Source organism: Streptomyces cellostaticus, from assembly GCF_023630175.1.
Lineage (GTDB): Bacteria > Actinomycetota > Actinomycetes > Streptomycetales > Streptomycetaceae > Streptomyces > Streptomyces cellostaticus_A.
Window position 1 is genome coordinate 61317 of sequence record NZ_JALLIN010000029.1, and the last position, 21116, is coordinate 82432.

At 72.0% G+C, this 21116-nt stretch carries 19 protein-coding genes and 1 pseudogene; 9 read left to right on the forward strand and 11 right to left on the reverse strand.

All coding sequences use genetic code 11. The features are described from left to right. Positions 1 to 53 precede the first annotated feature (53 nt). The 5 genes from paaE to paaA are packed head-to-tail and all read right to left on the reverse strand — an operon-like array spanning position 54 to position 3812. On the reverse strand, positions 54 to 1172 hold the full coding sequence (gene paaE, locus MXD57_RS19665; protein ID WP_250402843.1) for a 1,2-phenylacetyl-CoA epoxidase subunit PaaE: 1119 nt from the start codon (positions 1170 to 1172) through the stop codon (positions 54 to 56). Beyond that, positions 1172 to 1687, reverse strand: coding sequence for a 1,2-phenylacetyl-CoA epoxidase subunit PaaD (paaD, locus tag MXD57_RS19670; RefSeq protein ID WP_250402844.1), 516 nt, complete (start codon positions 1685 to 1687; stop codon positions 1172 to 1174). Before paaD ends, paaE begins: the two co-directional genes overlap by 1 nt. Next, a complete protein-coding gene (paaC, locus tag MXD57_RS19675) occupies positions 1681 to 2514 on the reverse strand; it encodes a 1,2-phenylacetyl-CoA epoxidase subunit PaaC (RefSeq protein WP_250402845.1) in 834 nt (277 codons plus the stop codon). The genes paaD and paaC overlap by 7 nt, the downstream gene beginning before the upstream one ends. Before the next feature lie 9 nt (positions 2515 to 2523). After that, positions 2524 to 2826, reverse strand: a complete 303-nt coding sequence (gene paaB, locus MXD57_RS19680) for a 1,2-phenylacetyl-CoA epoxidase subunit PaaB (RefSeq protein WP_250402846.1) — start codon at positions 2824 to 2826, stop codon at positions 2524 to 2526. Continuing rightward, the gene (gene paaA / locus MXD57_RS19685; RefSeq protein ID WP_250402847.1) at positions 2823 to 3812 is read right to left on the reverse strand and encodes a 1,2-phenylacetyl-CoA epoxidase subunit PaaA; all 990 of its coding nucleotides are present in this window, start codon (positions 3810 to 3812) and stop codon (positions 2823 to 2825) included. The genes paaB and paaA overlap by 4 nt, the downstream gene beginning before the upstream one ends. 268 nt (positions 3813 to 4080) lie before the next feature. Here paaA and paaI point away from each other — a divergent pair, with 268 nt between their 5' ends. After that, on the forward strand, positions 4081 to 4521 hold the full coding sequence (paaI, locus tag MXD57_RS19690; protein ID WP_250402848.1) for a hydroxyphenylacetyl-CoA thioesterase PaaI: 441 nt from the start codon (positions 4081 to 4083) through the stop codon (positions 4519 to 4521). Continuing rightward, on the forward strand, positions 4518 to 5864 hold the full coding sequence (gene paaK, locus MXD57_RS19695) for a phenylacetate--CoA ligase PaaK (protein ID WP_250402849.1): 1347 nt from the start codon (positions 4518 to 4520) through the stop codon (positions 5862 to 5864). The genes paaI and paaK overlap by 4 nt, the downstream gene beginning before the upstream one ends. 106 nt (positions 5865 to 5970) lie before the next feature. Here paaK and MXD57_RS19700 read toward each other — a convergent pair whose 3' ends face one another. Further along, a complete protein-coding gene (locus tag MXD57_RS19700; protein ID WP_250402850.1) occupies positions 5971 to 9783 on the reverse strand; it encodes an nSTAND1 domain-containing NTPase in 3813 nt (1270 codons plus the stop codon). 362 nt (positions 9784 to 10145) lie between these two features. On the opposite strand from MXD57_RS19700, the gene MXD57_RS19705 reads away from it, so the two are divergent. Continuing rightward, positions 10146 to 10331 (forward strand): hypothetical protein, encoded by a 186-nt coding sequence (locus tag MXD57_RS19705; RefSeq protein WP_250402851.1) that lies wholly within the window; start codon positions 10146 to 10148, stop codon positions 10329 to 10331. A 99-nt stretch (positions 10332 to 10430) separates the two neighbouring features. On the opposite strand, the gene MXD57_RS19710 is transcribed toward MXD57_RS19705, so the two are convergent. Both MXD57_RS19710 and MXD57_RS19715 read right to left on the reverse strand, forming a co-directional pair. Further along, the gene (locus tag MXD57_RS19710) at positions 10431 to 11195 is read right to left on the reverse strand and encodes an alpha/beta hydrolase (protein ID WP_250402852.1); all 765 of its coding nucleotides are present in this window, start codon (positions 11193 to 11195) and stop codon (positions 10431 to 10433) included. Positions 11196 to 11557: 362 nt separating this feature from the next. Then, positions 11558 to 12106 carry a putative immunity protein gene (locus MXD57_RS19715; protein WP_250402853.1) on the reverse strand — a complete coding sequence of 183 codons (549 nt, stop codon included), beginning with the start codon at positions 12104 to 12106 and terminating at the stop codon, positions 11558 to 11560. A gap of 200 nt (positions 12107 to 12306) precedes the next feature. On the opposite strand from MXD57_RS19715, the gene MXD57_RS19720 reads away from it, so the two are divergent. The 3 genes and pseudogenes from MXD57_RS19720 (at position 12307) to MXD57_RS19730 (ending at position 15343) form a co-directional block, all read left to right on the forward strand. Next, positions 12307 to 13176 carry a class II glutamine amidotransferase gene (locus tag MXD57_RS19720; protein WP_250402854.1) on the forward strand — a complete coding sequence of 290 codons (870 nt, stop codon included), beginning with the start codon at positions 12307 to 12309 and terminating at the stop codon, positions 13174 to 13176. A 242-nt stretch (positions 13177 to 13418) separates the two neighbouring features. Then, complete coding sequence (locus MXD57_RS19725) at positions 13419 to 14198, forward strand: VOC family protein (RefSeq protein WP_250402855.1); 780 nt, start codon at positions 13419 to 13421, stop codon at positions 14196 to 14198. A gap of 347 nt (positions 14199 to 14545) precedes the next feature. Continuing rightward, positions 14546 to 15343: pseudogene (locus tag MXD57_RS19730) on the forward strand (IS5 family transposase). 5 nt (positions 15344 to 15348) lie between these two features. Here MXD57_RS19730 and MXD57_RS32020 read toward each other — a convergent pair. Beyond that, positions 15349 to 15906 carry a DUF6896 domain-containing protein gene (locus MXD57_RS32020; RefSeq protein WP_374114729.1) on the reverse strand — a complete coding sequence of 186 codons (558 nt, stop codon included), beginning with the start codon at positions 15904 to 15906 and terminating at the stop codon, positions 15349 to 15351. A gap of 192 nt (positions 15907 to 16098) precedes the next feature. Between MXD57_RS32020 and MXD57_RS19740 the strand changes: the two genes are divergently transcribed. Beyond that, positions 16099 to 17184 carry a tyrosine-type recombinase/integrase gene (locus tag MXD57_RS19740; RefSeq protein ID WP_284505819.1) on the forward strand — a complete coding sequence of 362 codons (1086 nt, stop codon included), beginning with the start codon at positions 16099 to 16101 and terminating at the stop codon, positions 17182 to 17184. A gap of 4 nt (positions 17185 to 17188) precedes the next feature. Then, complete coding sequence (locus MXD57_RS19745; RefSeq protein WP_250402856.1) at positions 17189 to 17518, forward strand: helix-turn-helix domain-containing protein; 330 nt, start codon at positions 17189 to 17191, stop codon at positions 17516 to 17518. A gap of 394 nt (positions 17519 to 17912) precedes the next feature. Here MXD57_RS19745 and MXD57_RS19750 read toward each other — a convergent pair whose 3' ends face one another. After that, a complete protein-coding gene (locus MXD57_RS19750; RefSeq protein WP_250402857.1) occupies positions 17913 to 18650 on the reverse strand; it encodes a hypothetical protein in 738 nt (245 codons plus the stop codon). 476 nt (positions 18651 to 19126) lie between these two features. Here MXD57_RS19750 and MXD57_RS19755 point away from each other — a divergent pair, with 476 nt between their 5' ends. Then, positions 19127 to 19942 carry a site-specific integrase gene (locus tag MXD57_RS19755; RefSeq protein WP_250402858.1) on the forward strand — a complete coding sequence of 272 codons (816 nt, stop codon included), beginning with the start codon at positions 19127 to 19129 and terminating at the stop codon, positions 19940 to 19942. A gap of 114 nt (positions 19943 to 20056) precedes the next feature. On the opposite strand, the gene MXD57_RS19760 is transcribed toward MXD57_RS19755, so the two are convergent. Beyond that, the gene (locus MXD57_RS19760) at positions 20057 to 21025 is read right to left on the reverse strand and encodes a Vgb family protein (protein WP_250402859.1); all 969 of its coding nucleotides are present in this window, start codon (positions 21023 to 21025) and stop codon (positions 20057 to 20059) included. Positions 21026 to 21116: the final 91 nt, after the last annotated feature.

Genomic DNA, 21116 nt, shown 5'->3' on the forward strand with positions numbered 1-21116 from the left:
GGGCTCGGACGTCGTTGACGACCCCGGTCCCCAGGACCGGGGCGCGCGGTCCCTCAGCTGTCGTAGTCGACGGTCAGGGTGTCCGAGACCGGGAAGGTCTGGCAGGTCAGCACGTATCCCGCCTCCACCTCGGCCGGCTCCAGCGCGTAGTTGCGGCGCATGTCCGCCTCGCCCTCGGTGATGTGGGCGCGGCACGTGCCGCAGACACCGCCCTTGCAGGCGAAGGGCAGGTCGGGCCGCACCCTGGCCGCGGCGTCGAGAAGGGTGGTCTCGCGGGAGAGCGGCGAGGTGGTGGAGCGGCCGTCCAGGACGACGGTGACCTGGCTGACCGGCCCGTCGGCGCGGGGTTCCTCATGACGGGCCGGCGCCACCGGTTCGTCCCCGGCGAAGAAGAGCTCCTGGTGGATCCGTTCGTCCGGCACGCCGAGCCCGGCCAGCACCCGCTGGGCGTCGAGCACCATCCCGTGCGGGCCGCACAGCCACCAGTGGTCGGCCTCGGAGACGTCGACCAGACCGTCGACGAGAGCGGCCAGCCGGTCGGCGTCCAAGCGGCCGCTCAGCAGTTCCGCCTCGCGAGGCTCGCGGGACAGCACGTGCGCCAACTGGAACCGGGCCGGGTAGAGGTCCTTGAGGTCGGCCAGTTCGTCGGCGAACATCACCGAGTCGGTGCGGCGGTTGCCGTAGAACAGGGTGACCCGGGACGCCTCGTCGGCCGCGAGGACCGATTCCGCGATGGAGACCATGGGCGTGATGCCCGAGCCGGCCGCGATGAGCACGTGGTGCCCGGGTGCCGCCAGGTCGGGGGTGAAGGCGCCCACCGGGCCCATCACCTCGACGGCGTCGCCCGGTTCGACCTCCTTGACCAGCCACGAGGAGAACAGGCCGCCGGGGACCATCCGCACGCCGATCCGGGGCCGGGAACCCACCGGGGAGCAGATCGAGTAGGAGCGCCGCTCGTCGCGCCCGTCCACCTCACGGCGGAGGGTCAGCGACTGGCCGGGCCGGAAGGCGAACTCCTGGGCCAGCTCGTCGGGGATGTCGAAGCTCACGGCGACCGCGTCCTCGCACAGCCGCTCGATCGCCGCGACCCGCACGGTGTGGAACGCCGGGCGGCGACGGGTGCGCCGCACCGGGGCGGGGGCCGCGTCGGCGGGGGCCAACAGGTCCTCCATCAGATCTCCTTGACGTGCTCGAACGGTTCGCGGCAGGCGCGGCAGCGCCACAGCGCCTTGCAGGAGGTGGCGCCGAAACGGGAGGTCTCCTCCGTGTCCGTGCTGCCGCACCGCGGGCAGCACACCGCTTCGCGGCGGGGCGACAGCACCAGCGGTACCGGACCCGGCGCCGGGCGCGGTGCCGGTCCGGGCGGGGCGATCCCGTGTTCGGCGAGCTTGCGGCGCCCCTCGGAGGTGATCCAGTCGGTGGTCCACGGTGGATCGAGGACCGTGCGCACCTCCACGCGCTCGTATCCGGCTCCGGTCAGCCGTGCGAACACCTCGGCTCGCATCTCCGACATGGCGGGGCAGCCGGAGTAGGTGGGCGTGAGGTCGGCGACGACCGTGCCCTCCGGTGTCATCCGCACCTCGCGCAGCACACCGAGGTCGGCGAGGGTGAGCATGGGCAACTCGGGGTCGGGCACCTGCTCGGCGATGCGCCGGGCGCGCCGGACGTCGGCGAGGGCGGTCACCATGTCGCCTCCGGGTGGGCGCGGGCGACGCTCTGCAGGTCCGCCAGCAGTACCGCGAGGTGCTCGGTGTGCTCGCCCTCGCGCCCGGAGCCCGCTGCCGCCTCCGGCACGGCCGGCAGGGACAGGGTGGCGGCCTCGCCGACCTGGCGCAGCACGGCGAGCACCGCCTCCGCGGCGTCGTACGCCGCGAACAACTCGCCCACGTACGGCATCACCCGGTCGAGGCCGGCCTGCATGCGCCGGTGGGACTCCGCGGTCCCGTCACCGAGCCGGACGACCCACTCGGCCGCGTACTGCCGGTGGTAGGTCAGTTCCTTCACGCCCTTGGCGGCGACGGCGGCGAGCACCGGGTCGCGGGAGGCGGCCAGCCGCTCGAAGTGGGCCAGGCGCCAGGCGGAGAGGACCAGCAGCCGTGCCATGGAGAACGCGAAGTCGCCGTTGGGCAGTTCGGCCAGGCGCACACTGCGGAAGTCGTCCGCGTCGCGGAAGTAGGCATAGGCGTCCTCGCCGCGCCCGGTGCCGTCGACCTGGCCGCACCGGGCGTACAGCAGACGGGCCTGGCCGAGGAGGTCGAGACCGATGTTGGCGAGGGCGACCTCCTCCTCCAGTTCCGGGGCGCGCGTGGTCCACTCGGCCAGCCGCTGCGCGGTGACGAGTGCGTCGTCACCGAGGGCGAGGCAGCACGCGGCCAGGTCGGCCGGGTCGACGTCCTCGGGGACGGCCGTGCTCACGCCGTACAGGGGGTCCTCGAAGCCGGTGCCGAAGGCCCAGCGGGCGTCGCCGTCCTCGTGTCCCTCGGCCAGGGACAGGTAGACGTGATCATCGCTCATGACCTGCTCCTAGATGTGCGGGACGTCGTCGGGGATGTCGTAGAAGGTGGGGTGCCGGTAGACCTTGTCGGCGCTCGGGTCGAAGAACGGGTCCTTCTCGTCGCGGGTGGACGCCGCGATGTGCTCCGAGCGCACCACCCAGATGCTCACGCCCTCGTTGCGCCGCGTGTACAGGTCGCGGGCGTGGGTGAGCGCCATGCGGTCGTCGGCGGCGTGCAGGGATCCGACGTGGACATGGTTGAGTCCGCGCTTGCCGCGCACGAAGACCTCGTACAGCGGCCAGCCGCCCTTCTTCGCCTGCGTGTCGCTCATGCCACTGCTCCGTTCTTCTTCCTGTCGGCCTGCTTGGCGGCGTGCGCGGCCGCCGCTTCGCGCACCCAGGCGCCTTCCTCGTGAGCGGTCCGGCGGCGCTCGATCCGCTCGGCGTTGCAGGGCCCGTCGCCCTTGATGACGCGCATCAGCTCGTCCCAGTCGGGCGTGCCGAAGTCATGGCGCCCGAGCTCCTCGTTCCAGCGCAGCTCGGGGTCGGGCAGGGTGACGCCGAGCTTCTCGGCCTGCGGCACGGTCATGTCCACGAATCGCCGGCGCAGCTCGTCGTTGCTGTGCCGCTTGATCTTCCAGGCCATCGACTGCGCCGAGTTGGGCGAGGAGTCGTCGGGCGGGCCGAACATCATCAGTGACGGCCACCACCAGCGGTTCACCGCGTCCTGGACCATCTCGCGCTGCGCGTCCGTGCCGCGCATCATCGTCATCAGCAACTCGTAGCCCTGCCGCTGGTGGAAGGACTCCTCCTTGCAGATGCGGACCATGGCGCGCGCGTACGGCCCGTAGGAGCTGCGACACAGCGGCACCTGGTTGCAGATCGCCGCCCCGTCGACGAACCAGCCGATGACACCGACGTCGGCGAAGCTCACGGTCGGGTAGTTGAAGATCGAGGAGTACTTCTGGCGGCCTTCGATCAGCCGCTCGGTGAGATCGGCGCGGTCGGCACCCAGGGTCTCGGCCGCCGAGTACAGGTACAGCCCGTGGCCGGCCTCGTCCTGCACCTTGGCGAAGAGGATCGCCTTGCGGCGCAGGGACGGCGCACGGGTGATCCACTCGCCCTCCGGCTGCATGCCGATGATCTCCGAGTGCGCGTGCTGGGCCACCTGCCGGATCAGCGTCCTGCGGTAGCCCTCGGGCATCCAGTCCCGCGGCTCGATCCGCTGGTCGCGCGCGATCGTGTCGTCGAAACGCCGAGCGAGGTCCGGTGGTGTGCCGTCCGCGGCCGTCGTCGAGCCGGTCTGCAGTGCGCTCATCTCCGTCACCTATCCCTACCGACCATTCGTTCGGTAGATGGTATGACACGGCGCCGCCGTTTGGGAAGCGATGCCGCGGTGCCCCTCGGCCCCGCCCGGCCGTGTCCCGTACCGGCGCCGGCCCGGAAGCCGTCCGCGGCCTCCGCGGGCGTGGCACCCGAACCGCGGGCGTGGTCCGGGGCCTGTGATCCACCTCTTGACAGGCGTCGGCGTGGCTTGAATTACTGGGCCTTGCCATACGCTTACCGAATGTTCGGTCGGGAACAAGATGGTGAATGCAATGAAACGGACCGTCGACGCGGATGACCCGGTCGAGAGGATGTTCCGCGCGGACGAAGCGTCCCGGCGACTGGGCATCGAGCTCGTGCGACACGGCCCCGGGACCGCGGAGCTGCGCATGACCGTGACTCCCGCCATGGTCAACGGGCACAGGATCGCCCACGGCGGCTATCTGTTCCTGTTCGCCGACACCGCCTTCGCCTGCGCCTGCAACAGCCACGGGCCGACCACGGTGGCGGCCGGGGCGGACATCGACTTCGTGGCCCCGGCGTACGAGGGCGACGTCCTGGTGGCCACCGCCCGGGAGCGCACCCGGTTCGGTCGCAGCGGTATCTACGACGTCACGGTGACGCGCGGTGGAGAGGTGGTCGCGGAGTTCCGCGGCCGCAGCCGCGTCCTCAGGGCCCGCACCTCCAAGGAGTCGCAATGAGCATCGAGCCGAAGACCAGGTCAGTCACAGGCGGGCGCCTGGGGGAGCCCTGTCCGCCGGATCTGCTGGACGGCGCGGAGAACCTCACCCGCGACGAGCTGCACGATCTGCAGTCGCGCCGCCTCAGGTCGACGCTGAGGCACGCCTACGACAACGTCGAGCTGTACCGGAGGAAGTTCGACGCGGCCGGCGTCGGCCCCGCGGACTGCCGGACGCCGGCGGACCTGGCCCGCTTTCCGTTCACCACCAAGGCCGACCTGCGCGACACCTACCCCTTCGGCATGTTCGCCGTCCCCATGTCCGAGGTCCGCCGCATCCACGCGTCCAGCGGCACGACCGGGCGGCCCACCGTCGTCGGCTACACGGAGAACGACATCTCCACCTGGGCCGACCTGGTCGCCCGCTCGATCCGCGCCGCCGGCGGGCGCCCAGGCCACAAGGTGCACATCAGCTACGGGTACGGTCTGTTCACCGGGGGACTGGGAGCCCACTACGGGGCCGAGCGCGCCGGCTGCACCGTCATCCCCGCCTCGGGAGGCATGACGGCCCGCCAGGTGCAGATCATCCAGGACTTCCGGCCGGAGATCATCATGGTCACCCCCTCCTACATGCTCACCCTGCTCGACGAGTTCGAACGGCAGGGCGTCGACCCCCGCTCGACGTCCCTGCGGATCGGCGTGTTCGGCGCCGAGCCGTGGACGGAGGAGATGCGCCGGGAGATCGAGGAGCGCATGGACATCCACGCCGTCGACATCTACGGCCTGTCCGAGGTGATGGGGCCGGGCGTGGCCCAGGAGTGCGTCGAGACCAAGGACGGCCTGCACGTGTGGGAGGACCATTTCCGGCCGGAGGTCGTCGACCCCGTCACGGACGAGGTCCTGCCCGACGGCGAGCCGGGCGAACTCGTCCTCACCTCGCTCACCAAGGAGGCGCTGCCCATCATCCGCTACCGCACGCGCGACCTGACCCGCCTTCTGCCCGGCACCGCCCGCCCGGCCTTCCGCCGCGTCGAGAAGATCACCGGCCGTTGCGACGACATGATCATTCTGCGCGGGGTGAACGTCTTCCCCAGCCAGATCGAGGAGATCGTCCTGCGCACGCCGGGCGTCGCCCCCCACTTCCAGATCCGGCTCACCCGCCGCGGCCGCATGGACCACATGACGGTGCGCGTGGAGGCCCGTCCCGACTGCCCGCGCGAACGGCGCGAGGCCGCCGCGAAGCTCATCGCCAAGGGAGTCAAGGACGGCGTCGGTGTCACCGTGGAGGTGACCGTCGTGGACCCGGACACCCTGGAACGCTCCCTCGGCAAGCTCCGTCGCGTCAAGGACCTCCGGGAGGCCTGACCGTGCACGCCGGAACCGCGCAGCGGGCACGCGATCCGAAGGCCGCCCGCCCCACCGGCCCCGCGCCATGTCCGCGCCCGCTCGGCGCGGCGGGGGCGGCGGCCCGCTATGCCGGCGAGGCCCAGGCCGGACACAGCCGCCGGTAGGGAGTGTCGCCGACGTAGGACCTCCACTCCTGGCGGGTCAGGTTGCGACCCGCCCGTTCACACAGTTCGTGAGCCCACTGCCCGGGCACCGGCGTGATCCGGGCGGTGCGGTCCCAGGACGCGGTGGCCAGCCTCTTCCCGTCGGGACTGAACGCCACCGCCGTGACCCAGCCGGCCGCGTCACTCAGCGTGGCGAGAGGGCGGCCGTCGCCGACCTGGTGGAGGACGGCCGTGCGGTCCCGGCTCGCCGTCGCGACGACCCTTCCGTCCGGGCTGAAGGCCACGGCGGTCACCTCGTCGGTGTGGCCGGCGATGGTCCGGACCACCCTTCGGGCCGTGATGTCCCACAGGCGCGTGGTGCCGTCGCTGACCCCGACGGCCAGCACCCTCCCGTCCGGACTGAACGCCGCCGTGTTCAGCAGGCGCCCGCTGTCGAACCGGCCGGTGCCGCGATGGGTGCGGGTGTCCCAGAGGCGGGCCGTGCCGTCGGTGGAGCCGGTCGCCAGGGTCCTGCCGTCAGGGCTGAACGCCACCGCGTCCACCCAGCCGGTGTGCCCTCGCAGGACCGCGACGCGGCGATGGGTGCGGGTGTCCCAGAGGCGGGCCGTGCCGTCGGTGGAGCCGCTCGCCAGCAGGTCCCCGTCGGGGCTGAACGCCACCGCGTCCACCGCGTCGCCGTGCTCGCGCAGGGTGGTGATGATCCGGTGCGTCCGGGTGTCCCACAGTCGGACGCCCCCCTTCTGGTCGCCCGCCGCGAGCACGTGCGCGCCCGGACTCAGGGCGACGGCCAGCACCGGCGCCCCGCCGCCGTCGAGGACGGCGACCGTACGGTCGGTGCGCAGGTCCCACAGCCGGGCAGTGCCGTCCCGGCTCCCCGTGGCGAGCGTGCGACCGTCGGACCCGAAGGCCACCGAGTCGACGTAGTCCCGGTGGCCGGTCAGCACCGCGGTGCCACTCCGGGCGGTGGTGCCCCACATGCGTACCGTCCCGTCCGACGAAGCGGTGGCCGCCGTCTTCCCGTCGGGCCGGAAGGCCACCGAGTCGACACGGCCCAGATGGCCGTCCAGGACCCCGGCCGTACGGTGCGACCGCAGATCCCACAGCCGGGCGGTGTCGTCCCAACTGCCGGTCAGCAGTGTCCGGTTGTCCGGACTGAACGCCACCGCCGCCACCACGCGCGTGTGTCCCCGCAGCGTCGCCGTGGCACGCAGGGTACGCGCGTCCCACAGTCGTGCGGTGCCGTCGGCGGACCCGGTGGCGAGGGTGCGGCCGTCGGGGCTGAACGCCACCGCGTAGACCTCGCCCCGGTGACCGCGCAGGACCCCGGCCGTACGGTGGGACCGCACGTCCCACAGCCGGGCGGTGTCGTCCCAACTGCCGGTCGCCAGGGTGCGGCCGTCCGGGCTGAACGCCACTCCGCTCACCCTGCCGGTGTGCCCCGAGAAGGTGGCGAGGGAACGGCCCGTCCGCCTGTCCCACAGCTCGGCGGTGCCCTCGGCGGACCCCGTGGCGAGGGTGCGGCCGTCGGGGCTGAACGCCACCGCCGTGACCGCCCCGGTGCGACCGGGGATGCGAAGGGCCGTGGTGCCGGAACGCACGTCCCACAGACGCGCGGTGCCGTCGGCGGACCCCGTGGCGAGGGTGCGGCCGTCGGGGCTGAACGCGACGGAGGCGACCGCACCGGTGTGACCGGCCAGGGTGACCGGCGCCCGATCGCCACCGGCACGCCAGAGCAGGGTGCTCGCGTCCGCACCGCCGGCGGCCAGCGTGCGGCCGTCGGGACTGAACGCGACCGCCGCGATCGCTCCGGCGTGGCCGGTCAGCGGACGCACCGGATACATCGGCACGGCCAGGGCGTCCTGAGCGCTCGCGGTCGTGGCGCTGTTGGCCTCGTACCGCAGCCCCGCGAGGGCGAGCAGACCGGCAAGACCGGGCCGGGAGGAGAGCAGCGCACGGGAGTGCGCGGCGAGGCCGCTGGCGATGGCGGTGCGGCTCTTGTCGTCGGCCGTCCTGCGCTCCGTCTCGGCGGTCCGCCACTGCCAGCCCGCGACCAGGGTGGCAGCCAGCGAGACGACCACCAGCAGGGCGAGGGCCGCGGTCAGAAGCCGTAGCCGCCGATTGCTGCGGCGGGCCGCTTCCGCCTCGGCCGCCGCGGCGTTCAGCTCGGACTCCGCCGCAGCCACGCTCTCCGTCAGGAACGCCGACTCCAGCGGACTGAGGTCGCCGCGCCGCCCCTGCGCCATGTCGGCGGCCCTGAGCAGCCGGTGTCCTCGGTACAGGCTGTCGGGGTCGCGCCCCAGAGCCTGCCAGGACTCCGCGGCGGCCGTGAGATCACGGCGCACCCGCAGCCAGTCGCGGTCCTCGACCAGCCACTCCCGCAGCAGGTCCCAGGCGCGGACGAGCGCTTCGTGGGTGATCTGAACGACCCCGTCGTCGGCGGTGACGAGGCGTTGCTCCACGAGGCGCCGGAGCGCCACCCGCGCGGGACCGCCCTCGTGAGCGAGTTCGTCCTCGTTGACCCGGCGGCGCACTGCCTCACCGCCCTCGTCCACGATGACCAGACGGAGCAGCAGCCGGCGGGCGGCCTGCCGCTGCTCCGGGTCGAGGGCGTCGTACACCCCCTGGGCGGTGTTGGCCACCGCGTCCCGGATCCCCCCGGACGCCTGATAGCCGGCCAGCGTCATGCGCCGTCCGTCGCCCTGGGCCCAGGTGGCCTGCAAGGTGTGCGCCAGGAACGGAAGCGCCCCGGCGTCATGCCGTCCACCCCGCACACCCAGATCGCGCAGGAGGGTCTCGACCAGGCCGGGTTCGAGTTCCAGGCCCGCGGCGCGGGCCGGCCCGGTGATCGCCTGGCGCAGCTCCGGCTCGGTCATCGGCCCGAGCACGAGGCTGCCCCTGCCCATCACCCCGGCCAGCCCGGGTACGGCGATGCAGCGGTGCAGGAAGTCCGCGCGCACCGCCAGCACCACCGGGGTCGGGCGCGGCCCGTGTCCGTCACCGGCGGCCCCGGAGACGAGCCTGGCCACGAAGGCATGGCGTTCTTCCTGGTCGGTGCAGTGCGTGAAGATCTCCTCGAACTGGTCTACGAGCAACACCGCCGGTCCGTGACCGTCCGCCCCGAGGGTCGCCAGCCGTCGCTCCAGGGCTGCCAGCGGATGCGGCCCGGGCGTGGTGCGTACGACGGGGGAGAGGTCCGAGCCGTCCTCGGCCAGCCGCCCCTGACGCAGCGCGGGCAGGAGCCCGGCACTCAGCAACGAGGACTTGCCCGCCCCCGAGGCGCCGGTGAGCAGGACGGGCCCGCCTCCGTCGACGCGCGTCCCGAGCAGCCGGACGAGCTCCTCGACCTGCGCCGTGCGGCCGAAGAACCACTTGGCCGAGTCCTCGGTGAACGCCCTCAGCCCGGGATACGGGCACCTGTCGTCAGGACCCGCCGGCGGTACGACCGACGGGGGAACCTGGTGGACCGGCTGAGCGAGCAGGTTCCCCAACAGCAGGTACTCGCCGAGAAGGGTCTCCCACCGCTTCTGCTTCGCCCGCTGACCCGTCCTCAGATCGGCCAGACAGGCCCTGACGTAGTTGTCGAACAGCGCCCGGGACGGAAGCCTCCTGCCCCGGCCCAGTTCGAGGTCGGAGAGGGTCTGGGACGCCGAGCCGATCCGGCGGGACAGCGCGTCCTGTGTCAGCTCGGCCTCGTCGCGCAGCTCACGCAGCCGTTGCCCCAGCCGCAGCCGTTGCTCCCGCGCCGCGTCGTTCCCCGCGGTGGACGAACTCATCCCCGTCCCCGCGGGTGAGGACTCCGGCGTGATCCGGACCCGCTGCCGGGAGATCGCCCTTGACCTGCGCGTTCCCGCAGTGATTCCGGAGCCGTCCGCTGTCCGGGACCCCGGCCCGCGTCCTGGGGGAGTCTGGTCGGGGCCGGACGCGCCCCACCGATCGGCGCGGCCGGACCCGCACCGACCACCGGGGCCCGATCCACCCGAGTCACCGTCACCCACCGCCTCCCCACCCCGTCGCAACCGGAGCCTAGGGGCCTCCTCGGTGAAGAGGCGTGCGTTCAGGCCGAATCGGCTCCTCGCGCTCTCGAACCGGTGAACCCGGCACAACGACGAACAACGTCATCCATGAAGGGATCACGATGAACGACCAGACGAACAGCCCGGTACGCAACCAGAATCGCGGAGCCCCCGACCGCCGCCACACGGGTGCCGGCACCGTGCGGCGCCTCGGCCGCGTGGCCGTGTTCCACCTGGTCCGCGGCCTGGCCGCCGCGACCGGCTCGGCGCTGGTCGCCGGCATCACGTGGTGGACGCGGGACCACTGAGGCGGTCGGGGCGGGCATCCCGGACCGGGTAGGGGCCGCGGACCCGCCCGCGGACCGCGGTGGCGGCGTCCGGAGCGGGTCCGGACGCCGCCGCTCACCTCAGGCCGCCGGGGTGTGCGTCCGCCCGAGATGCCGGGCGAGGAACCGGGCCGCGCTGTCGGCCTCGAACCTGGGCAGCTCCATGTGCTGGCCCGCGTTGGCGTGCAGCGTCTTCTCCGTGGAGGCGAAGGCGTCGAACAGGGCGAGGCCGGCCTCGCGCGGGACGCGCTCGTCGTCCCACTGCAGGGCGAACTCGATCGGGACGGTGATCTGCTGCGCCGCGTCCATCAGGACATCGGGCCAGGTCGCGACGTAGACCGCGGCCGTGATCCGGGGCTCGATCGCGACCAGCGGTACCCCGATCGCGGTACCCAGACCGACGCCGACGTAGCCCACCGGCCCGTCGGCGCCGATCTCCGGAAGTTCCTGGAGGGCGTCCAGCACGGACCGCCACTCGGGGACGGCCAGTTCCGCCAGACGCGCGTTGTGGCGGACGACGATCGACCCTTCCGGCTCGCCCGCCGCCTGCGCCCTGCGCAGCTCGGCGATGTCCTGCTCGTCGTGCGCGCTGCGCGGCCGGTCGCCGTGGCCCGGAGCGTCGACGACGGCGACATGGAAGCCGCAGCCGGTCACGAGGAGGCGGGCGCGGCCCGCCATCGAGGGATGCCTCTTGTGGCCGCCGCCGCCGTGGCCCATCAGGACCAGGGGCGCGCGATCGACGCCGGAGGCCGGCGACCAGAGGACACCGGGGACGCCGCCGACGGTGAAGTCGCGCTCGACCATGCCGTGCGACGACGACTCGGCGGTGAACTGCGGGGAACGCACAGGTGTTGCCTTTCGGGAGTGCTCTTTTGCGGAAGGCGCTCCCGGCGACGCCTACGTCAGTCGCCGGCCGTGACGGGATGGGGGAGCACCCATGTCGAAACAGCGTTCATGGGTCTCACCTCCTCGGGCGGTGTCACGGACGCCTGAAAGGTACAAGCCCGGGTTTCATCCCGTCCAATCCCTTTCGCGGGCAGTGCCCGCGACCGCAACGGCCCGACATGCGGCTCCCGGTCGAACCAGCGGGACTTGGCAGCCCGGCGGCGCCTGAGCCGCGCCACTCGGGTGAGCCCGAACGCCCGGCAGCTCGCACCTGTGCCCCGTGCACGCGCGTGGGGAGCGCGCACGGACCGCGGGGCTCCGGTTCACCCGGCGGGAGCCGACGAACGGACGGCGCCGTCCAGCAAGCGCATCAGTTCGCCGACCCGGCCACCGCCACTCGGTGCCGGCGGAAAACGTACGAGTACGTCCACGAGGCCCGGTGTCGCACGGCGTGCCACTCGCTCGACGTGTCCGGCGCCCCGCCCCGGATCGTCGCCGGCGACGAGTTCCGCCACCCTGGCCGCGTGCGCGCCCGCTCCGAGAATGTGCTTGACCTGGGTGGGCTCCGGCAGCGGATGCAGGTAGGCGGCGCCCGCCGCGTACATCGCCGCCCAGGCGGCCTCGCGGGCCGCCGCGGTCCTTGCGACCCTGGTCGCCCTGAGGGCCGCCCACGCCGTGTCGCGCAGGGACTTCCCCCGCTCACCGCCCCGGACGAACTCCCACGCGGCACCGATGGCCTCCCGGGGCCGCGAGTCGTCCGGTCGATCGGCCTCGAACACCTCGAGCACGGCCTCCGCGCACGCCGCGGCGAACGCGGCGACCTCACGAAGGTCCTCCTTGCTCAGCGCGATCTCGCGCTCGCCCCCTGCCATGCGCCCATTCTCGCTCCCGCGGGCGGCCCGGCGCGCCGGTGGGCCGCCGTTCCACCGGGGCCCGCTCGCCGTCGCCCCCGTCCTGCCCGATGCTGAGGGGGCCCGCACCGCGGCGCGTGAGCGCATCGGGTGCATGGCGAGTCAGCGAGGGGGAAACCCGGTCGGCATCCCGTCAGGAGCGGGCCACCACGGAGGAAACCATGTGTCGCCTTTTCGGCCTCAGCAGCGCCCCACTCCGTACGCACGCCACCTTCTGGCTGCTGGACGCACCCGACAGCCTCAGCGAGCAGAGCCACCGCGACCCGGACGGCACCGGACTGGGCCGCTTCCGCGCCGACGGCACCCCGTGCGTGGACAAGGCGCCCATCGCCGCGTTCCGTGACCGTGCCTTCGCCGAGGAGGCCCGGCGGGACGAGTCCGTGACCTTCGTCGCCCATGTGCGTTACGCCTCGACCGGCGGCCTCACCATGCGCAACACCCATCCCTTCGAGCAGGACGGGCGGCTCTTCGCGCACAACGGCGTGATCGAGGGCCTCGACGCGCTCGACGACCACCTGGGCGAGGACCGGTCGCCGGTCCGCGGCGACACGGACTCCGAGCGCTTCTTCGCCCTGATCACCCGAGAGACCCGGCGCAACGGCGGTGACGTCACCGGGGGCATCCGGGAGGCCGCCCGGTGGATCGCCGCGAACCTGCCCGTGTTCGCCATGAACCTGATTCTCATCACACCCCGGGAGCTGTGGGCGCTGCGCTATCCGGACACCAACGAGCTGTACGTCCTCGAGCGTCCGGCGGGCGGCCGGCACGGCAGCCGGCATCTCGATCACAGCGGCAGCGGCGGCCGTATGCGCGTCCACTCGGCTTCCCTCGCCGAGCACCCCGCCGTCGTCGTCGCCAGCGAGCGGATGGACGACCATCCCGACTGGCGCCTTCTGGAGTCCGGCGAGCTCCTGCACGTGGGCTCCGACCTGCGGGTGAGCCGTCAGATCCTCCTTCCGGACCTCCCGGCGCGGCAGCTCACCCTCGACGACCTGCATCCCGGTGCGGCCGCCTCGCAGCAGGCCGCGTAGCCGTTCCGGCCCGTACGGTCCCGTCCGGATCGCCGGAAGGAGCGTACGCGCCACCGATGCCCGCCGGAGCTCCGCGGTACGCGCTCGGAGGCGAGTGGCGAGTGGCGAGTGGCGAGTGGCGAGAGGCGGGTGGCGAGGGACGGGGGCGATGCGTGTCCGGCCATACGCGGCGGCGTGTCGGGCCGCGGATCCCCGTTCCCGGCGGAAGGCTGGCGGACACAGTGCACGAGAAAGGGCGAAAAATGGCGGAAGTCACCACTCCGTATCGGACCGGCACGCCGTGCTGGGTCGATCTGATGGCGAAGGACCAGCAGGCCGCGCTGGACTTCTACCGTGACCTGTTCGGCTGGCAGGGCCAACCGGGTCCGGCCGAGTTCGGCGGGTACGCGGTCTGCGAGCTGAACGGCAGGGCCGTGGCCGGGATCGGCCCGGCGATGGCCCCCGAAGGGGCGCCCGAGCCGCCCACCGTCTGGACCAGCTACCTGGCCAGCACCGACGCCCAGGCCACCCAGGACGCGATCGTCGCCGCGGGTGGCACCCTGCTCGCCCCGGTGATGGACGTCGGCGCGCTCGGCCGGATGCTGGTCGCCTCGGACCCGCAGGGCGCGGTGTTCGGGGTCTGGCAGCCCGGCGAGTTCCACGGCGCCCGGGTCGTCAACGAAGCGGGCGCTCTGACCTGGAACGAGCTGCACACCAGCGACGTGCCCGCCGCCACCGCCTTCTACGGCGAGGCGTTCGGCATCGAGATCCAGCCGCTGGACGGTGCGGAGTCCTACTGGGAGTTGCGGGTCGGCGGGCGCGCGGTCGGGGGCGTCACGCGGCTCGCCAACGACCCGCCGGGCACCCCGGCGCACTGGCTGACCTACTTCGCGGTCGACGACGTCGACTCCACCGTGGACGCCCTGGTCAAGCGCAACGGCACGGTGCTCGCCCCGCCGTTCGACATGATGGCCGGCCGCATGACGGTCGTCGCCGACCCGCAGGGCGCGCCGTTCGCGATGATCAAACCCACTCCGCTCTAGGCGCGCCGTCCGGGCAGATCGCGAAAGCCCCATCCTGCGGGCGGACGACAGGACGTTCGCGACAGGCCCAGGAGCGCGGCCGCGCCCTGCGAGCGTCATCCGTGATCACGATCGGCTTCAGCCGGGGCGCCCCGTCCCTGCCCAGGCAGCCACTGTACGGCGGGCGGTACCTGCGGCCCAGCCGTCGCTTCGGGCGGGATCCACCCGAAGCGACGATCCCCTGAACGGCATCAGCAGACCACTCGGCTTGTCATGCGAGAGGCCTGCCCCAGGCATTAACTGATCGTTTCAGAATGAGTTGAGCTGCGGGTCTTGCGCTGGAAGATCTTGGTCGGCCAGGCGTCCGGGTGCGTGCTGATCTTGTTCCGGACGACCTGTGGGAGCGGGGCCCCGCTGCTGCCACCCGCTCCCTAACGACGCCACCGTCATCCCGGGCGGTGGCGTGTTCCTGACCGAACAGCACTCGCCGGCGTCCTGTTCGTGCTGCGGACCGGTGTTGCCTGGCGGGACGTCCCGGCGGAGGCAGTGGGCTGTTCCGGGGTGACGGCCTGGCGCCGGCTGCGGGACTGGACCGAGGCCGGCGTCTGGCCACGCCTGCACGCCGCCCTGCTGACCGAGCTTCGCCGCGACCTGCTGGGCCTGGACGACTGCTCCGTAGACGGCTCCCACGTCCGGGCCCTGAAAGGGGGGACCACGTCGGCCCCTCACCCGTCGACCGCGCCCGCTTCGGCTCCAAGCACCACCTGATCGTCGACCGGCACGGAACCCCACCTGCCGTCACCCTCACCGGCGGCAACCGACACGACGTCACACGGCTCCTGCCCCTGTTCGACGCCGTTGTGCCGCTTCGGCAAGCTCGGGGACGCTCCCGCCGCAAGCCCCGGCGTCTGTATGCGGACCGGGGCTACGACTTCGACAAGTACCGCCGACTGCTGTGGAAACGCGGCATCAAGCCGTTGATCGCCCGACGCAGCGTCGCCCACGCTTCCGGACTGGGCAAGGTGCGCTGGGTCGTCGAGCGCGCCTGGCTGCACCAGTTCAGACGGCTCCGCACCCGCTAGGAGCGAGGCGCCGATCTCCATCAGGGCCTGCTTGAACTGGCCTGCAGCCTCATATGCCTCCGCCATCCGCGGACATCATCCTGAAGCGATCAGCTAACTACGCGGAACCACCCCGGCCGTACCTCGGCCAGAAGCGGTTGCAGCGATCGCACTGCGGACCGAAGGTCCTCATCCGTGACGTCAACAGGCCCCGAAAGGCTCAGTCCATACCAGCGCAGCCGCCAGATGTCGAAGACTTCGCTCCCGTCGGCTGCGAAGTCCACATCGACCTCAATGCCGTTGCCGCTGACGAATCGACATCCCGCCCCATGAACCGTGTAGGAGTAGGTACCGATGTACCCACTTCGGCTGATCCGGCGCGAACGGGCCAGGACAAGGACATCTGCCAGTCGCTCAAGCGAGGGGATCGCCACCCTCATGGCCTCGCTCTGCGAGAGAGTACGAGGGGCCGGAGAGCGAGCCCGCGGCGGCTGAGGTCCCTCTGGTCGGCCGGATCGCGGCCGGCACACCGATCCTGGCCGAGGAGACGGTCGAAGACACCTATGTCCTGCCCCGCCAGCTGGTCGGTGAAGGCGAGCTCTTCGCCCTGAAACTGGAGCGCCGACGGGTTCGTTCCGCTGGCCCGTGCGGGAGTTGCGGCTGTTCATGCAGGTGGGGGTCGCGGGCAGGCGCTTCACTCGATCGTGTGGGTATCTGACGATTGCTCGCAGATTCCACGAGTTCCCTCCGTAATTTGCTTCCTTGTGAAGGATTCCGGGACTCGTCGCCTCTCGCTCGTCACGGGCGGCGACGTTGCTGTGAAGGACCGGCCTGGCGAAGAAGCGCGGCCGGAGCCGGGCTTGGCTAACGTCCTGACGCTCCAGCGACAGGCCGCGGCGTCCGTATCCGTGGAAGCCGAGCGGGCGCTCTTTCAGGACTCCCTTGCCGAGTACGTATGGGCCCGGGACGTCGCGGGCCTGTCACCGCGAACGCTGGAGTCGTTGGTCCAGCCGGTGCTGGAGATCTGCTCGTACTACGACGTCATGCCGTGGCAGCTGAGCTCGCGGCAGCTGGACCAGTACTTCGCGGGCCCGGGCAAGCGGCCGCGGCACACGACGGTCCGGTCGAAGATCAACCGGATCGACCTCTACTACGCCTTCCTGGAACAGCGGTACGCCGGCGAGATTCACCGCCGGTTCGGCGCGGTGGTCGAGTCACCCGTCGACGCGTTCAACCGGCCGGTCCACCGGGGGGACTTCGGGCTCCGGATCCCGCCGTCGGCCCGGGCGACGAAGGAGTTCTTCGCCGCGTGGCGGGAGGCGCTGCCGCGGGCGCGGAAGTACCCGGTGGCGGTCCGCAACTACGTGATGTCGAAGCTGACGTACATCTCCGGGGTCCGGGCGGCGGAGCTCTGCCAGGTGCAGCTCGGAGACGTGCACTGGGAGAACGGACAGTGGGGACGGTTCCTGGTACATGGCAAGGGCGCCGGTGGTTCCGGCCCCCGTGACCGCGAAGCCTTCCTCTTCGAAGAGGGCCGCGCACTCCTGTGGTGGTACATCGAGGAGGTGCGGGGCGAGTTTCCCGATGACCCCACTGACCCGCGGGCGCCGCTGTTTCCCTCTGAGCGGCTGGCGAAGTCGCTGGCCGGCATGGACGGACTGCTCGCCCCGCCAGTGGTGCCCGACACCTTCCGGCGCGCGCTGAAGATGGCCTCGCACGAGCATCTGCGGGGCCCGGTCGGCGAGCTCTTTCCGCATCTCCTGCGTCACGCCTGCGCGACCCACAACTATGAGGCGGGGATGCCGTTGTGGGACGTGCAGGTTTTGCTCGGCCATGTCTGGGCTTCCACCACGGTCGGCTATCTCGCGACCGCGAAGGGCGACCCGGAGCGGGCGAGCCTGGAGTCTTCCCGGCGAGCGGTTCGCCGGCTGAGCACGGAGGCGTGATCCCTTGAAGTGGAATCTGCGCTGGGCCGCGGCCAAGCGCGACATCTGGCGCCCGACCCAGCTGCAGGCGGCCTTTCGGGAGGTGGGGTTCACCCCGTCCCTGAGCAAGGTGGCCGCGCTGTGGTCGGGCACCCCGGTCACGGTCCGGCTGGAGGACCTGGACAAGATCTGCGCCGCCCTCCAGTGCACGGTTGCGGACCTGATGGAAGCCGAGCCGGTGGCGGCCGAGGGATGCCTGGAATCCGGGCAGCGCGCCGTCGGCGAGAGCGGACCCGCACGCCCGATTCCCAGGCCGGGCAGCGGCGGAGCCCGGCGCTCGCTGCCGCCGAACTGATTGGGGTTGGCTGGTGATCAGGGGGTTTGGGCTGCTCGGCTCGTGCGAAAAGTGCGCGACCTGGGGAGCGGTGAACGGGAAGGCCATGTGCCCGCGGTGCGCGTGGGCGTGGACCCGCGTGTCCTCTGGCAGGGACGGCTGGAGCGAGGCTCAGTGTCGGCGCTGCGGGTGGACTGTGCCGGTGCCGCGGACCGGGGTGTGCGCGCCCTGCCTGTTGGCCGTCCGTCTCGGGGAGGACGACCCCTGGGCGTGGGGTGAGCTGCACGACGAAGTCCTCGCGCCTGGCCGGCCGCGGCAGCTCACCGTGGATATCGAAGGGATCTCCCTGCCCGAGACGAGGCCCGTGCGGATGCCCCAGGCCAAGTCCGGGCGGCGAGCGGCCATCCCCGCATGGTTACGGGCCCGGCTTCCCGACCCGGTCCAGGACGATCCCCGGATCTGTCCTGTCCAGATCGCTGGGCAGCTGGGGCTCTTTCCGACTCCGGCCCGCCAGTTCGTCCGCACCCACGCGGCCCGCATCGCGGACCGGAGCATCCCCGGATTCGATGCCGTCGCCGAGCAACTGCAGCAGCTGGCGGACGAGCGCCGGGTACGCGCCCGGACCATGTGGATCTGGCGGCTCGAAGGCTTCGCCCGCCTGGCCTTGGCTGCCCGCGACCCCGACCAGCACCAGGTCGCCACCGCGGCCCTGAAAGACCTCCTCTACAACGGTCCCATCCTGGGACAGGCCCTGGACCGTGCCGGTCTCCTCGCACCGCCCCCATCGCGCCGGGTGATCCCGCCGCGCGGAACCGGGCCCACCCGCCAGGGCGGCCAGCGGGATCCGGAGCTGCGCGGACAGTGCACGCACTGCCTGGCCTGGGCGAACGACCGCCGGGTCATGTGCGCGGCGTGCACCAGTTGGTGCCACGAGATCCGCAAACGCGGCGGCACCGACGCCGAGTGCGGCCGTTGCCACCGCACCCTGATGCTCAGCGACGGGATGTGCCGCATGTGCCGGATCGTCATCGCCGAAACCGAGGTCGACACCGCCCGGATCGCGATGAAGAACGGCGACCAGCTGTGGTTCGCCCGCCCCCACGCCGCCGGACTGGCCGTCGGACGCCTGGAGCCCGGCACCGCGGCGCTCCAAGGCCGCTTCGCCCTCAAACGCCGCCGCGCCAGGGCCCGAGCCGCGTCCGCACCGAGACCGTCCGAGCATCTCCTTGACCCTGCTCAGCTGGAACTCTTCTCGGCTCCGCCACGGGACTGGTCCCGTCTGGACACCTCCAGGCCACCCGCTCTCACCCCAGCCGCAGCCGCCCTCGTCGCGGACTTCACCTCGTACATGCGCGGCCGCGGATGGAGCACCCACTCCTTCAACGGCAGCACCCGAACCCTGCGCATCGTGACCGGCCACCTCGGCGCCGATGTTCCCATCCAGGAGGGCGACATCCGGGCCCTGGTCTCCGCATACCCAAACCTCCACGGCGCCCGAGTCATCAACTATCTCCGCCTGCGCGGCCTGCTCGACGCCCGCCCAGCGATCCGTGCACCGCGCGCGCCCGGCACCACGCCACCGCCGTCACACACCCGGCCTTCTCCACCGCCGCGCACACCTTCATCGACGTGCTCCTCGGCCAGGGCGGCACCGCCAGCCGGGCCCGCAGCCCCAAGACGATCGAGAACTACGTGGCCGCCATCCTGGACACGCTCGAAGCCTGGATCGCCGACGGGCTCACCGACCCTCGCGAGGTCACAAAGAAGCACATCGAGGACGCCCTGGACCCGCTCCGCGGCGACCCGGCCCGCCGCCTGCACACCGCCCTGCGCTCATTCTTCAGGGCCCTCAAGCGCGAACGCCTCGTCTTCCGCGATCCCGCCCGCACCATCTCCCTCACCAGCACTCGATCCGTGCCGACCGCGCTGCCCTCCGACCGCATCGCCGGCCTCCTCGACCGGCTCAGCGAGCCCCGCGACCGTCTCATGGTCGCCCTCGTCGCCATCTACGCCCTCCTCCCCGGACAACTGGTCCACCTCCGGCGAACCGACCTCGACCGCAGCAAGGGCCGACTGCGCCTGCGCCGGGCGGGGCGTATAGACCACGTCATCTACCTCGACGCCTTCACCTTGCGCCTGGCCACCGAGTGGGAACTCCAGCGCCACCGGCGCTGGCCTGACAGCTCCAACCCTCACCTCTTCGTCAACCGCAACACCGCCGTCGACGATTCCGGCCCGCCCGTCAGCGCCAGCATGATCCAGCAGCTCTTCAAACGCCTTGGCCTGCCGGCCGGACGCCTACGCGTGGACCGCATTGTCGACGAGGCACGCCACAGCGCCGACCCCGTCCGGCTGATGGAGCTCTTCGGCCTGTCCAACCTCTCCGCCACCCGCTACGTCCTCTCGGCACACCCGGACAAGCAGAAAGGCCCCATCGCGCCGTGACCCGCCGGGTCTGATCGGTCAGTTGAGATTCTCGGCGGGCAGCCTGTGGCACGAGTGCCCCTGGGCACATGCTGGCCGGGGCAGGAGCAAGCCGCGACCGGGCGCTCGGTGGTTTCAACGCGGTGGCGAGAAACGACGGACCACGTCCGCCTTGCTGTCCGCGAGCCAGAACCCTCCGCCCGGAACAGCGACGAGAGCACTCAGCTGCACCGCGCCCGGCACGGACCACAGGGTGACCTTGCCCGACGGCGCGAGCCGCCCGACCTTGGTGGCCGTGGTGAACCAGACCGCGCCCTCTGGGCCCGCGGCGACGCAGTTCGGGCGCTCGGCCTGCGGTACGGGGAAGGATGAGACCTCGCCGCGGACGGTGATGCGCCCGATGCCGCCGCGCTGAGTGAACCACAGCGCCCCGTCGGGCCCGGCGGTGATGTTGTGCGGTGCTGTGCCTGGCGGTAGCGGCCAGCTCGTATACCTCCCTTTGATGCTCACGCGTCCGATGCCGTCAGAGCCGCCCGGCTCCTTGGCGACCTGCGAGAACCACACGGCCTGGTCCGGTCCGGTCGTGATGCTGTCGGCGGGAAGGTCGATCGTGCTGGGCATAATGGATGGCTGCCCCGTCGTCGCGTCGGCGCGGCCGATCGCAGGATGCAAGGTGGTGGTGAACCAGGCCGCTCCGTCGGGACCCACGGTGATCCCTTCCGGGTCCTCCACGTAGTCGAAGTCTGCGCGGGTGATTCTTCCGTCTGGGTGCAGACGCCCGATTTGCCCCAATGCGGTGAACCAGACCGTTCCATCCCCGGCCCGTGCGATGCCGGAGACCTGTGCCTGCCCTTCGGAGAGCCGGTACTGGGTGATGGTCCCCGAAGGGTCGATCCTGGCGACACCGCCGACATCCCTCTCTGCGACCCAGAGTGTCCCGTCGGGCGCGAGGGCCAGTGATGCGGCGGCGGAGTTGCCGGGCAGTGGGATGACGCTGTCTGCGCCCTGCTGCAGGGCTCCGGCAGACATGCCGGGGACCGGGCTGTCGGCGGGGCCGTTCTTCGCGTTCCGGCCGTCCGCCGCGGTCGATGCCAGTACCAGCAAGGCGGCGCAGGCGACGGCCCAGTGCCGGGGGCGGGCCGCAGTCCCTGCCGGGCCGCGACGGGGGGCGGAGCGTGGGCTCATGTTCCTCATC